Consider the following 14,240-nt stretch of genomic DNA (forward strand, 5'->3'; position numbering starts at 1 on the left):
GATGAAAGGAATCATATTAGCCGGAGGATCTGGCACCCGTTTGCACCCATTGACACTCGCTGTAAGCAAGCAATTAATGCCTGTTTATGACAAACCGATGATCTATTATCCCCTATCCATCTTGATGCTTTCTGGGATACGTGAGATCTTAATCATCTCAACCCCACATGACCTACCCCATTTCGAGAAATTGTTAGGCGATGGCTCCAGCATTGGATGCAAATTCGAATATGCCGTTCAACCGGAACCAAATGGTTTGGCACAAGCATTTGTCATTGGTGAAAAGTTCATCGGAAAAGAAAAGGTGGCTTTGGTCTTAGGAGATAATATCTTTTATGGTTCTGGGCTGAGCAAATTGTTGCAGGCCAACAATGATCCGGATGGTGGGGTGGTTTACGCCTATTCAGTTAATGACCCTGAACGCTATGGTGTTGTGGAATTTGATGACAACAATAAAGTGATTTCAATCGAAGAAAAACCGACGAATCCGAAATCGAATTATGCGGTTCCAGGGCTTTATTTCTACGACAATGATGTAGTTGAAATTGCCAAAAACATCGCACCATCTCCTCGTGGTGAATACGAAATCACCGATGTCAATAAAGAATATTTGAAACGCGGTAAATTATCGGTAGGTATCCTTAACCGTGGAACAGCTTGGTTAGATACGGGTACATTTGCCTCTTTGATGCAAGCGGGCCAATTCGTTCAGGTAATCGAAGAGCGTCAAGGCATGAAAATTGGCTGTATTGAGGAAGTTGCGTTTCGCATGGGCTACATCAATGCTGAACAATTAGAAACTATCGCGAAGCCTTTGGTTAAAAGCGGATACGGACAATATCTATTGAATCTTTTACGCTAAAAGGTAGCCAGCTAATAAGGCTACTGAAAACAAGGCAATGGCTGGGAATTTCCCCGACTGCGCCAATAGAAAAGAGCCCAATACAACGGCGATGGCAACCCCATCGCCGTTGACGATTAAAGGCGACATAAAGGTATAAACAGCCACAATCGTCAGACCAACGGATGAGGCCTGAATCCCTGCCAAAGAAGCCCGGATAAAGCGATACTGTTTCAGTTGGCCCCAAATCCGATACACAAAAAAGATCAAGAACGTTCCGGGTAAAAACACACCCAGTGCACCAATCGCACTACCCGTCAACTCACCTAAAAATCCATAATCACGCATCAACAATACGCCTAAATAAGAAGTCAAAGCAAATACCGGTCCGGGGAGAGATTGAGAAAGTGCCATTCCAGTTAAAAAATCATCCGAGCGAATCAAGCCTTTAAATTCAACAAACTCGGTATATAGCACCGGAGCCAAAACCTGGCCACCTCCAAAAACGATACTCCCATTTCGGTAGAAATTTTCGAACATGCGAATCGGGTAATAATCCGTTACATGCCCCAAAATGGCTAGGCCCAATAAGAATCCCCAATACAAATTAAAATTAGCCCAAGGAATAATCATTTTATGTTTATTCTGTCGGGGAAATTCCTTGAAATTCAGAGAAGAGATTCCTCCACCCAAGACTAAAACAAGCGGAAAAATATAAGGAATGGGAAATGCAATCCCAAGCGCCAACGTTAACAAGAATATAAATACGTACATCGGGCTTCGAATAACCTTCTGGGCCATCATCCAGCCCGCTTGCAAGATCAAACCAATTCCAACAGGCAAAACAAATTGGAGCACGGCCCGATTTGTCAAATAAGTCATCCCATAGGCCGCAGCTGTCATAATGAAAACGGCAGGCGTAATCCACACGATGAGAGTTAAATAAGCTAAACTAGCCCCTCCCCGCTTTAAACCAATCGCCGTAATCATTTGCGTGGATGTGGGCCCGGGTAACACGGAACAGAGTGCCTGAATTTCAAACAACTCTTCCTCTGACAAATAGGCCTTTTGGTGAACCAAACGTTTCAAAAAAAGGGCCCAGTGTACCTGTGGCCCTCCAAATGATGTTGCAGCCAAGATCAATACATCCCATAAGAAATTCAGATGCTTTGGCTGTTTCAATTTATTTTTTCTTTAATCCTAATTCGATTAATCGCTCATTCAAAAACTCGCCTGCCGTCATATCCGTGTATAATTTCGGATATTCCGTCGAAACACAGGAAGGTAAACAACTCAAATCCATTTCAGAGCGTGGATGCATGAAAAAGGGAATGGAATACCGCGAAGTTCCCATTTTTTCACGAGGTGGATTGACCACGCGGTGAATTGTTGATTTAAGTTTGTGGTTGGTCAAACGATCCAACATATCGCCCACATTCACCACAACTTGATCCGGCAAAGCGGTAATCGGGATCCATTTCCCGTCCATACGTAAAACTTCTAAACCTTCTGCTGAGGCACCCATCAACAACGTAATCAAGTTGATGTCTCCATGCGCAGCCGCACGCACAGCACCTTCCGGTAAACTATCTGGATCCGCAATTGGGAAATAATGAATGGCACGTAAGATTGAGTTTCCATTTTTCACGCGGGACTCAAAATAATCCTCAGGTAATTCTAAATAAAGAGCAATTGCGGCTAATAAGGCCTTCCCTGCTGCTTCTAAAGTTTGAAATGCTTTGACAGCATTCATTCCAAATTCGGGATATTCTGCAGGAAATACATTCGAAGGATATTCATCCCATACCGAATCTCCATCCGCTTTATGTGGCTGACCAACATGGTAAAACTCCTTCAAATCTGGTACTTTGAAGCCTTTGGCAGTCTCTTTTCCCTTACCTACATAACCTCTTTGGCCTGCAATTCCTGGAATCTCATAGGCTTGTTTTAAAGCGTCTGGCGACTGAAAAAAGGTTTCAACTCCTTGGTATAAAGCTTTGGTAAATTCATCGGATAAACCGTGACCTTTAATCGCCACAAAACCAATCGTATTGAAAGCTGCACCTAAATCTTGAACAAATTTTTGCTTGCGAACTGGGTCTCCCGATTGAAATTCGGCTAAATCCAATGAAGGAATTTCATCTAGTAACATAATTGTTGATGTTGTTATTTATTAAATTGTTGGGACACAAAATCCCAGTTTACGACATTCCAGAACGCGTTGATGTAGTCAGCACGTTTGTTTTGATATTTTAAATAATAGGCATGTTCCCAAACATCCAACGCCAAAATAGGCTTTCCTTTCACCTCAGCAACATCCATTAACGGATTATCTTGGTTGGGAGTAGAAGAAATAACCAATTTATCATCTTTCACGAGTAACCAAGCCCAACCCGAACCAAAACGCGACGTTGCCGCCTTGCCAAATTCAACCTTTAAATTTTCTAATGAACCAAAGTCCTTTTGAATTTGAGCCAATAAATCTGCACTGGGTTGTTTACCCGTGGCTGGAGCTAATAATTGCCAGAAAAAGCTATGATTCCAATGTCCACCCCCATTGTTGCGAACGGCTACGGGCTGTGTAGAAACGGTAGCTAAAAGTTCTTCCAATGATTTCGTGGAAGCACCCACAGCTTTGTTTAAATTATCTACATAAGCTTTATGGTGGCGATCATGGTGAATTTCCATGGTCAACTTATCAATATGTGGCTCTAAGGCATCAAAAGCATAAGGCAATGCTGGCAAAGTAAATGGAGCACTTTCCATCACTTGACGAGAACGAAAACTTGAGAAAAGCGCTCCGGCTCCCATCAATTGTAAAAATGTATTGCGTTTCATATTGAATATATTGGTTATTCGTAAATCACCCGACCTACGATACTCCTACCTAAAGTAATCTCATCTGTATACTCTAAATCCCCGCCAATTGGGATACCGCGTGCAATGGTGGATATTTTAATCGAATATTCCGCCAATTTCTTGGTTAAATAAAAAGCCGTCGTATCCCCTTCCATCGTAGGACTCAAACCTAAAATCACCTCATCAAATTCGCCCGAGGCAATCCGTTGGATCAAGGAATCAATGTGTAGGTCACTCGGCGAAACACCTGCCAAAGGCGAAATAATGCCCCCAAGCACATGGTATAAGCCTGTATATTGTCCCGTATTTTCAATGGCCATCACATCACGTAAATCCTCCACTACGCATAAAATCTTCTCATCACGCTTTGTACTGGCACAAATTCCACACAAATCCCCATCCGAAATCATATGACATTTGGGACAAAACTTCGTTTCTGTCCGCAATTGAACCAAGGCATGTGCTAATTGCAAGGATTGCGTTTCTGGGCGTTTTAATAAATGTAAGGCTAAACGCAAGGCAGATTTCTTCCCGATACCCGGCAATTTGGAAATTTCTTCCACCGCCTGTTCTATAATCCGAGAAGGGTACGTATGCATCATAGGTTAAATATCAACAGATTCAATTTCTGCCGAAATACCTCTTCGGCAAATTTCATTACGCATGCTTAGCAAATCCTCATAAAGTCCCGATTTCACGCCACATTTACCTCGAAAATGGATCATTAAGGTACATTGCTCAGCTTGTTCAGCGGTATGTTCACACACCTCAATCAAGGTAATAATCACATATTCAAAGGAATTAACATCATCATTGTAGACTACCAATTGATGACCGAATGAGGTGGCCTCTTCCAATAAAACCTCAACATCCGTTTGTTCTTGTGCTTGTTCAGCAAAAGAAAAAGCGTCCGTCAAATCAATATCTTGTGAGAAATCCATATTTTTGAAAGAATTAATTCACCTCATACAAATCTACTAAAAATCCGTTAAACCTCTATGTCTGTACAATTAGCCGGTGGAATTCTAGCCATCTATTTTGGACTTCTACTCGTCATCTCATACATCACGTCGCGTGGAGCGGATACCAACGACTTTTTTACGGCAAATCGACAATCCCCTTGGTGGCTCGTCGCCTTCGGGATGATTGGGACCTCTATTTCAGGATTAACCTTCATTTCGGTGCCTGGCGCGGTGGGAAAAACCTATTTCACCTATTACCAGGTCATATTAGGCCATTCCTTGGGCTATTTAACTATCGCATTGGTGTTGATGCCGCTATATTACCGACTCAACCTTATTTCGATATATGGCTATTTGGAGAAACGCTTTGGATTTTGGGCCTATAAAACCGGCTCAGCTTTTTTCCTATTATCGCGTACGATTGGCTCAGCAGCACGTTTATATTTAGCCGTTAATGTACTTCAAATCGCCATTTTCGAGCCGATTGGCGTTCCATTTGTCTTAACTGTTTTTATATCCATTGCACTTATTTGGTTATATACACATCGAGGAGGCGTAAAAACGATTATTTGGACGGACACCTTGCAGACCTTGTTTTTGTTGGTGGCACTATTCATTACGATTGTGTTGGTAGGCCAACAAATGCACATGGGTATCGGGGAGATGATTCAAACCATCCAAAAAAGCCCGTATTCGCACATGTTTGAATGGGATTGGAAGAACCCGCATTTCTTTGGGAAAGACTTCTTAGCTGGAGTGTTTATTGCCATAGTAATGACAGGCTTGGACCAGGATTTGATGCAGAAGAATTTAACCTGTAAATCGATCGGTGAGGCGCAGAAAAACATGTTCTGGTTCTACTGGGTGCTCTTGTTTATCAATCTCCTATTCTTGGCTTTAGGTGCTTTATTATACATCTATGCACAAGCAAATCAGATTGCAATTCCGGCCAAAACAGATGAATTATATCCTTTGTTGGCCTTAGGAGGCAACTTTGGAACCTTAGCGGCCGTGACCTTTTTATTGGGCATCATTGCGGCATCCTATGCGAGTTCGGATTCAGCGTTAACGGCACTGACAACGTCATTCTGCATCGATTTCTTGCGGATTGAAAAATTTCAAGAGGCCAAACGAGAGAAAATTAAACACCGCGTTCATATTGGATTTTCGGTCTTATTTTTCATCGTGATTGGGCTATTCCATGTATTTAATAATCAGGAATTGATTGGGGCAGTATTCAATCTGGCGGGCTATACCTATGGACCTTTGTTGGGCCTCTTTGCCTTTGGATTATTCACCAAAACAACCATTAAAGATCGCTATGTACCTATTGTCTGTGTCGCATCCCCCATCATCACATTTGTACTGGAAACACAATCGCAGGCGTTATTTGGTGGATTTGGCTTTGCCAAACTGATACTCAATGGAGCAATTTGCTATCTTTTATTGTGGAGTATTCGCGAGAAGGCTAAAATTTAATCGCATTTCGTATCGCGAAATAAACGACATCCTTGCCGGGGCCTGAGTCTTTCAGATAGGTTCCGGCCTGGCAAAATCCCAATTCTGCTTGAAAGAAATAATGTTTCGTAGGAACATAATTAACTTCCAGCGCATAGATGTCGCAAATACCTAATTTAGAAGAAACTCCTTGAGTTTCTAATGGTCGCAAAGGCGACATATTCGGTGTGAAAATTCCATCTGCTGTACTCGCACGTGATACTAAAGATGCCCTTGCGGTGGCCAACCATTTTGTGCCCGCTTGGTAGCGAAGATAAGGGCTTAAGTTCAAGGTATTCGTGATATTCAAAGCAACCGTTTGACCAAAGGGTGGTCGGGCGAATAAGGTATTAAATGTATTTAACTGCCCGTCCGTCGCCGACTCATCTCCGGGAACATAATTACCGCTAAAACCAATGAAGCTGTGTTTCAAGGCTTCTACATTAAAATCCCATACAAACATCCATGCGGAAATTTCGAGTGCATTAAACTGCCCCCATTGGTGAGCAATTTCCACGTCATAGTTCAACGAACGAAGTGGGGAATAAAACCGAATTCCGGCCGTATGACGCTGCTCTAATCCCTTTTTGAATACATATTCTCGTTGGGTACTTTCCAAAAAGAAATAATAGGCTTCCATATTTAATTTCCGCTTTTTATCCGTTTTTACCGCATATATCCCGCCAAAATCTTCAGACATGAGCCCATCGTCAAATACACCAGGGTTCATTTTGACCGGTTTTACATAAAAAGCATTTAATCGATAACCGGGATATTTCCCTTCCGCCGTTACACCTAAAAAACTTTGACGGGTATTAGGCCCTTCCTTCGTCGCCACAAAGCGCTCTTGACCGAACTGCATTTCTTGTCGGCCCGCCCGCAACAACCAATGCTTATTTACATTTGCCTCCAAAAACCATTGATGTACGGCCAATTGGTTTTCGTCCAATTGCGAGGTAATCGGATTGGGATTCAGCGATCGGGTTGTGTTGTTTAATTGGACAAACAGACGCAAGGCATTTCGATAATGAAAATCGCCATGCAACATCATGCGGTGCATCCATTGATGCGGACTAGGCTCTGTAAAGGATGTAGGAAATTGCCCAAAATTGGCATTCGTATAATTCTGATATTGCTCTCGCCATTCGCCGCCTACGCTGAGATTTAGGTCTTTTGTCATGGGTATTAACTTCAATCGTTCGTCCCAAGACTTGGCGGAGCTATCTGTTTTTAAATAGGAGAAGTCATCTTCAAAGCGCAAACGTGCGATGTGCTGGGCATGAACACCCAAAACGCTTAAAATAAAAATACTTGCGACAAGAATCCGTTTGAACAAAACTCAAAATTTGAATGAGAAATTAAAGGTACCGACAAAAGCCCTAAAATAAAAAGAGATTTGGGATGACTGACCTGCTCCTAAATTCCAAACATCTGACAATCAACAAATTGAGAATAAGCCCAAGCTGAAGAGAAGCAAAAGTAACATCAAAGGAATAAGAAGCATACAGTAATTATGGAGCCTAATATTGACCTAAATTTACAAAATGGTACAAGCTCAACCTTAATCAAGATAGAATTTCAAGATTATCAAGCTAGTTTTATAACAAACTCCGTGTTCTATTGAAAAAATTATTACTACTCCTAATTTGGATACTTTTCGTATCGAATTTCCTATTTGCATGGGCAGTCTGGCACATTATGGCTGGTGGGCACAAAATCGAAAAAAATAAAGCTGATTTAATCATCGATATTGCCAAATTACCAAGCGTATTTTTTCACGAATTTATTGTATTTACAGGTCTGGGGCCTTCCCAATTAGCTATACCTAATCACGTAGATCAATTCCAAACAAAAAAAATGTCAGGATACCTGCTTATTTCAACGATAAGCCCTAAAAATCAATTGGCAGAAATACAACTCTTGGATCTAAGTAACAAAACAATCTTACACCGATGGCAACCCGATTTTGATGACTTCGAATTAATAAAAAGTTCTAAGTTTAACCTTCGATTGATACACCCCCTTTTGTTAAAACATGATTTAATCACCAATGCAGATGGGATATTATATCGAATAGACAAAAACTCAAAAATCGTATGGAAAAATGATGGAAACTTCCACCATTCGATAGAATTAGATGCGAATAATGACATCTGGGTCTGCGGAACAATCAACCGAACAGTTAATGGCCAATCCATTCAATCAAATATTTTGGATGATGGAATATTTAAACTAGATCCAGTTAGTGGAAAAACAATCTTTAAAAAGTCAATTTTTGATATCCTTATTGAAAATCACTACCAGAACATCTTATTTAGTACTGGACCCAACACGGAGGATCTCATACATGTCAACGACATTCAACCCGCTTTCAAAACAACAAAATATTGGATAAAAGGCGATTTGTTGATTAGTATGCGCAACCGCAGTTCTGTTTTTTTATATCGGCCATCAACGAATAAAATCATTTGGCTCAAAACAGGCCCTTGGAATTACCAACATGACTGTGATTTCTTAAATGATTCAGAAGTCGGCGTTTTTGGAAATGATGTGACAGATTTCAATGGTAAATCCTATTTAATTCACGGGCATAACAACCAATACATTTACAACTTCGCCACGGACCAAGTAAGAACTCCTTACACGCGAATGTTTAAAGAAGGAAAGATCAAAACTTTGTCTCAAGGCCGTTCTCGCATTTTACCCGATGGACAACTGTTCGTCGAAGAAACCAATTTTGGTCGCATCCTTTTTGGGGATACCCATGGAATTAACGGAACCTATGTAAATCGATTAAATGACCAATATATAGGAATGTTAGGCTGGAGCCGTTTTTACACAAAAGAAGAATATAAACTTTTAAATAAATGATGATGTCAATTTACTTATATGTAGGCCCGGGAATGAGTGGAGGATTATTTGCCGCTGTATTTGGAATTATTGTTTCATTGATCATGTCCTTGTTTGCAATCCTATATTATCCATTTAAAAAGATCTTCCGTAAACTAAGAAAAAAAGAAGGGGCCTAAAATCATGATTTATTTTATTGCTGGCTTGATTGGTTTCCTGTCGAGCTTGCTCTTCTTCCGATTCGATTTTATGCCCAAATTGAAAACGATATGGCAATTGAATCAAGTGATGCTCGATTTAATTCAATCAGATACTTCCGACGAGATAAAACAACAAGGAATATTAAAACATTCGCTAGACCTCTTCAAAGCATCCATATTGCTATTTCTTATTACAATAGTGACCTTGATGCCGCTGAGTTTCTATGCTTGTATCTTCTGGAATGAAATTCAATTACCGAATATTATGCTTCTTTCAAGCCTTTTAAATCTTGTTGGGTTTCTCCTAGGGCTATTCCTATTTCGGTCAAAGCATGAAAAATAATTATTCGCTTTTTGAGCAGTACTTACACCGACTCAGCGTAGGAAACCCTATGTTCAATGAAATAAGCTTTGACCTGGAAAAAACTCTATTTCTCTCGAAGAGTTCTAGCATACACCCACGGGTTATTTTCATTTCGGGGTTAGCGCGTTCGGGTACGACTGCCTTGCTCAATCATTTGGTCAATTTGAAAATCGGCCATTCTTTAACCTATCAAGACCTCCCCTTTCTGTTTATGCCCAATGTAGCGGGGCAAATGGGAGGATTTAAAAAAGTATCAGCCCCCAGAGAACGCGCGCATGGGGATAACATTTTAATCAATGAAGAAAGCCCGGAGGCGATTGATGAGATTTTCTGGAAAAATCAATTAGGTGATAACTACATACTTGACAAGCAAATGGCTCTACATGAGCCAAGTAAATCCGACCTGAAGGACTACAAAAAGTTCATCCAACTGCATTTATTCAAGGCGCAGCAAAGCACCTATTTGTCCAAGAACAACAATACAATTCTGCGCCTGCATGGGTTCATGAACCAAACTATCTTGGATACGCATTTTCTCTTTGCCATCCGTGAGCCTTTTGCGCATGCCTCTTCCTTATTGAAACAACATGTCCGATTTCTAGACATGCATCAAAAAGATGCTTTTAGTCGGGCCTATTTTGACAGCTTAGGGCATCATGAATTTGGTATGCATCTCAAATCATTCGATTTAAAAGACGAGGCAATAAATGCCAAATTAAGCAGCTTAGACCCCTTAGACTTGGATTATTGGTTGGTCAATTGGTTAAACTACTACCAATATTTACTAGCCCACTTCTCGCCCAATTGGATTTTGGTCAACTTCGATGATCTCTGTTGGCAACCTAATGAAGTCATGAGGCTGCTAGCAAAAAAGTGGGACTTTGAAGTGCAAGAAATGAATATACCAGCCTACCAAGCCCCAAAATATCCGAGCAAAGAACACGATTTTTCTGAGAATTTATTGATCAAGTGCCAAGAACTCTTTCAAAAACTACAATCCATATGTTTAGCAATCCCTTCGAACGAATAAAAAATAAGATCAATTTTGCATTTTTTAAGACCATTAGTTATCGCATCATCTCGTCGACGCTTACGTTTATTTTTGTCTATTTGAACACGGGGCTAATGTCCATAGGCTTTACGTTGAGCCTATTTGAATTCTTCTTTAAACCTTTTTTGTATTTCTTTCATGAAATTATCTGGATCAATGTAGAAACGGGAATCCGACGAAAAACCAAGAGCCAGATAATTCATCACCTGAATGAGGAAATGATGCCAATAAGTAAGGAAGAAAAAGAGGCAGCCTTTAATCAGCGAGGGATAAATATCTGGTTTAGTGGCCTTTCAGGGTCTGGGAAGTCAACACTTTCTAAAATGTTAGAGAAACATCTATTCGACATGGGATACAAAACTGTGCTCTTGGATGGAGATAACACTCGTATGCATTTAAACCGTGATTTAGGATTTTCACTCGAAGACCGCATGGAGAATATTCGTCGGATTGCTGAGCTAAGTAAATTACTCAATGACGCAGGATTAATTACCTTATCTTGTTTCATTTCGCCTACTGAGGAAATCCGTGATTTGGCAGAGTCAATCATTGGTCCATCAAACTTTTATTTAGTTTATACCAATAGCAGCGTGGAAACCTGTATTCAACGAGATCCCAAAGGATTATATAAGAAGGCCATTGAAAATAAAATCCCCGATTTCACGGGAATAAGCAGTCCCTTTGAAGTGCCTTTGAATTATTTTATTGAAGTTTCAACGGAGTTATCGATAGAAGAATCTTTTGAGCGGCTGTTGGATGCCATATTGCCTGAAATTAAACCTTGAAAACAATTTATTTAACAATTTGAATTACAGGCCAACTTTTGTCCCAAAAGAGTCGATTTTATAAAATTAAGAATACATACTGTTTTAAGCTATGATAAATTACAGAAGGTCCCAGGTATACTATTTTATTGTTTCCTCAAATTCATACATCCTATTTTTAATCTCCTAGCTCAACTCTTTAAAGCTTTTCGTATTTCCAGCGCTTAGGATAATTTTGATTTTAGAGAAAATAGTCATTTACTTATCTCAAACTATACCGATGAACCAATTAATCACCAGAATCATACTTTTATAAGAAATCAATTAATCTGGCAAATTACATTGTATCGTGCTTAATCATACCTTTTTTTGACATTTCTAAAAAATGACCCATAGGATGAAAAATGGTAAGTGATTTAAATTCAGGCAAAAGTTTACGTAGATTTTGTGTCAATAGAAATATTTTAAAATTAGATTTATGTTCCATTTCAAGAAAATCCACATTCGAACAAGTACGATAATCCAACAACCCTCCGTTAGAATTAAAAGGCAATACAAACCAGTGAAACTGTTCTGACGCTTGACTACTTGGCATATTATACATTCCAGCTGTTGCTAGGATGTTCGATTTGATTTTCTGCTCGACCAAAGTGTCTAAATCACCATCGTAAAACAATTCTTCTATTTCGCTTTTATGATTGACCTTGTACACAAAAAGGCCAAAGTTGTTACGACATAAAATATCAGCAGGAATCGGAACATCTTCAACCAGATCATTATCCAGCGTGTGAAAACAATTAAGTTAATATTCGGAATTCTTTGCACCTTTCTAATAAAAAGGAGCATTCCCATTCATTTCATTGAACTTAAATTCATGTAAGCCTTTTTCACTATTAACTTCAAGTTTTTGACCATATAAATTCGGCAAAAAAGCAAAAAAACAAATGATGATTTTAAAGAGTTCCCTTGGCTCCATAGTTTTATTTTTTAAGGTACAAATTCATAAAACATCATTCCAATCAACACCTTTTCACATAAACCCATTACTTAAAAAATGGATTCAATTTTAATTCAATCGAAAATAACAAGCATTTTATCACATTGTATCGTACTTTATCATGCCTGTTTTAATCATTTCACTCAAATGATCCATATTGTGCAAAACAGTTAACGAAGGAAAGTCAGGTAAAAATTCAATGATGTTTAGGTATGATCTTGCACGCTTGGATTCTAAATTGAATTCAATTTCCAAATTGACTGCATTTTCACAGGAAAAAGGACCTAAATGGTAACCATTAGACATAAAAGGCAAAACAAACCAATGAAATGATTCTTGATTTGATTTTGAAGGCCTTGTGTAATTACCTTCGGTTTTGCGAATATTCAATTTGATTTTCCGGACAATACTGCTATCTAGATCACCTTCGTATTCTAATTTTTCAATTTTACCTTTTCTATTAATTTTAAAAGCAAAAATACCGTAATTGTTTCTGCACAATACGTCGGCAGGTACAGGTACATCAGCTACCAAATCATTTTCCAAAATCTCGTAACAATGAGTATTCCCTTTTTTAATTTTATTCCCAAAATAAAAAAATGGATCTAATTTATTTTTCTGGGAAAAAGTCCTCTGAAACATTTTGTTACTTTCACTTGTCGTTTGGCCATACAAGCTATCAAATGCCATTAAGTAAATAATTATCCCAATTAATATTCGTTTAATCACAGTAGGTTCCATAATTTCTATTTTTAAAATTTGACTCAATTTCATACATCTGATTTTTAGTCTCCTCGTTTAAATTTTGATAGATTTTGGTGTTTTTTAAACCCGAAAATACTAAGGCTTTTGCAGTATCTTCTTACATATAAGTGAATTGCTTTAGTAATGAATTAACTGCTATCGCAAAATATTGCGTCGCCATCCGTTCATGATCTTGTACCTCATTTTCCTTAAATAAAAATTCCATTTGTGCATGAAGTACTTCATGGTAGATCGAAGAAACAATTACTTCCTTTGAGTAATGTGGTAAATTCGTGACATCCAATAAAATTTTATATGTATTATTATTATCATTGGTTCTAAACTCACCCAAACGTTTTGATGAAAGTTCACTTGACTCCTCAAAAATGAGTTTAATATTCGTATTAAATCCAAAATTCTGCAACATCTGCGACATCTGATTCAAAATATCCATATTGTGCAAAACCATATCTAAGGTAGCTTTTAAACAGGGATTTTTAACGCCTTGAGTTGATACCATGGGAACTGGTCCCGATAATTGTGCCATCATCAAGTCGGCAGAGGAACCACCTCCACCCCCACCTACTACATCAGAAGGCTGAAGATCTACATAGCCAAAATTCTGCATGCGTGCTGTGGGAATGAGAAAATAGGCTCCACCACCCAGCCTTGGCGAATAGCAGAAAACTTCTTCTAACATTTCAGCTTCCAGATTTTTCAAATGATTAGTATTTATCTGCCCAAAACCTTTCTTATATTGGGTTGTATTTGAGAGCGATAAATCTTGATACATGTTTTCAATGTCTTTCGTTTGTTCTGATTGATAACAAGCAGCTAATATCAAGCTGCACAAGACAAAGCAAGCAAATTTGCTTATACAATTCATGATTCATTAGGGTTAGGTTATTCGAAATCAGACATTTACATCTAATTCGATGGCCTAAACCTAAAGACAAAAAATAACTTGAGCTATTCCAAAATCGAATATCAAAACGAGGATTCACGAAAACACTTCAGAAGCGAAGAAAAGGCAGAAAAGAAAGAATTAATGCAATAAAATTATCAGTTAACTGATAAAATGGAATGGCCGGAAAACAAAAAAACCACTCGC

General features: G+C 38.9%; 15 protein-coding genes. 6 read left to right on the top strand and 9 right to left on the bottom strand.

Features of this window, described 5'->3' with window-relative positions:
* Window position 1 precedes the first annotated feature (1 nt).
* Entirely contained in the window at window positions 2-862 is an 861-nt protein-coding gene (gene rfbA / locus V7S75_RS03090; protein ID WP_459511265.1) for a glucose-1-phosphate thymidylyltransferase RfbA, read from the top strand.
* Here rfbA and V7S75_RS03095 read toward each other — a convergent pair.
* From V7S75_RS03095 to V7S75_RS03115, 5 genes are read right to left on the bottom strand one after another with little or no spacing between them, the layout of a single operon-like run.
* Entirely contained in the window at window positions 854-2,023 is a 1,170-nt protein-coding gene (locus V7S75_RS03095; RefSeq protein WP_459511267.1) for a chromate transporter, read from the bottom strand. The two genes, rfbA and V7S75_RS03095, sit on opposite strands and share 9 nt — an antisense overlap.
* A gap of 1 nt (window position 2,024) precedes the next feature.
* A complete protein-coding gene (locus tag V7S75_RS03100; protein ID WP_459511268.1) occupies window positions 2,025-2,993 on the bottom strand; it encodes an isopenicillin N synthase family dioxygenase in 969 nt (322 codons plus the stop codon).
* 14 nt (window positions 2,994-3,007) lie between these two features.
* The gene (locus V7S75_RS03105; protein ID WP_459511269.1) at window positions 3,008-3,679 is read right to left on the bottom strand and encodes a superoxide dismutase; all 672 of its coding nucleotides are present in this window, start codon (window positions 3,677-3,679) and stop codon (window positions 3,008-3,010) included.
* A 14-nt stretch (window positions 3,680-3,693) separates the two neighbouring features.
* Window positions 3,694-4,302 (bottom strand): recombination mediator RecR, encoded by a 609-nt coding sequence (gene recR / locus V7S75_RS03110; protein WP_315576482.1) that lies wholly within the window; start codon window positions 4,300-4,302, stop codon window positions 3,694-3,696.
* Window positions 4,303-4,305: 3 nt separating this feature from the next.
* Window positions 4,306-4,641 (bottom strand): ATP-dependent Clp protease adaptor ClpS, encoded by a 336-nt coding sequence (locus V7S75_RS03115; RefSeq protein WP_459511271.1) that lies wholly within the window; start codon window positions 4,639-4,641, stop codon window positions 4,306-4,308.
* 57 nt (window positions 4,642-4,698) lie between these two features.
* Between V7S75_RS03115 and V7S75_RS03120 the strand changes: the two genes are divergently transcribed.
* Window positions 4,699-6,141, top strand: a complete 1,443-nt coding sequence (locus V7S75_RS03120) for a sodium:solute symporter (protein WP_459511273.1) — start codon at window positions 4,699-4,701, stop codon at window positions 6,139-6,141.
* On the opposite strand, the gene V7S75_RS03125 is transcribed toward V7S75_RS03120, so the two are convergent.
* Window positions 6,131-7,495, bottom strand: a complete 1,365-nt coding sequence (locus V7S75_RS03125; protein WP_459511275.1) for an alginate export family protein — start codon at window positions 7,493-7,495, stop codon at window positions 6,131-6,133. The genes V7S75_RS03120 and V7S75_RS03125 overlap by 11 nt on opposite strands.
* Before the next feature lie 284 nt (window positions 7,496-7,779).
* Here V7S75_RS03125 and V7S75_RS03130 point away from each other — a divergent pair, with 284 nt between their 5' ends.
* The 4 genes from V7S75_RS03130 to cysC all read left to right on the top strand — a co-directional run bounded on the left by V7S75_RS03130 (window position 7,780) and on the right by cysC (window position 11,409).
* A complete protein-coding gene (locus tag V7S75_RS03130; RefSeq protein WP_459511277.1) occupies window positions 7,780-9,030 on the top strand; it encodes an arylsulfotransferase family protein in 1,251 nt (416 codons plus the stop codon).
* Between the two features lie 162 nt (window positions 9,031-9,192).
* Window positions 9,193-9,552 (top strand): hypothetical protein, encoded by a 360-nt coding sequence (locus V7S75_RS03135; RefSeq protein WP_459511279.1) that lies wholly within the window; start codon window positions 9,193-9,195, stop codon window positions 9,550-9,552.
* Window positions 9,542-10,603: a hypothetical protein gene (locus V7S75_RS03140; protein ID WP_459511281.1), complete on the top strand. Its 1,062-nt coding sequence runs from the start codon at window positions 9,542-9,544 to the stop codon at window positions 10,601-10,603. The genes V7S75_RS03135 and V7S75_RS03140 overlap by 11 nt, the downstream gene beginning before the upstream one ends.
* On the top strand, window positions 10,576-11,409 hold the full coding sequence (cysC, locus tag V7S75_RS03145; protein ID WP_459511283.1) for an adenylyl-sulfate kinase: 834 nt from the start codon (window positions 10,576-10,578) through the stop codon (window positions 11,407-11,409). The genes V7S75_RS03140 and cysC overlap by 28 nt, the downstream gene beginning before the upstream one ends.
* Window positions 11,410-11,725: 316 nt before the next feature.
* Here the strand turns inward: cysC and V7S75_RS03150 are convergent, their stop codons facing one another.
* The 3 genes from V7S75_RS03150 to V7S75_RS03160 form a co-directional block, all read right to left on the bottom strand.
* Complete coding sequence (locus tag V7S75_RS03150) at window positions 11,726-12,100, bottom strand: hypothetical protein (RefSeq protein WP_459511285.1); 375 nt, start codon at window positions 12,098-12,100, stop codon at window positions 11,726-11,728.
* Window positions 12,101-12,484: 384 nt separating this feature from the next.
* Window positions 12,485-13,159: a hypothetical protein gene (locus V7S75_RS03155; protein ID WP_459511287.1), complete on the bottom strand. Its 675-nt coding sequence runs from the start codon at window positions 13,157-13,159 to the stop codon at window positions 12,485-12,487.
* 88 nt (window positions 13,160-13,247) lie between these two features.
* Window positions 13,248-14,015: a hypothetical protein gene (locus V7S75_RS03160; RefSeq protein WP_459511289.1), complete on the bottom strand. Its 768-nt coding sequence runs from the start codon at window positions 14,013-14,015 to the stop codon at window positions 13,248-13,250.
* Window positions 14,016-14,240 lie beyond the last annotated feature (225 nt).

The sequence above is a fragment of the Aquirufa sp. TARAVU-A1A genome, assembly GCF_054558675.1.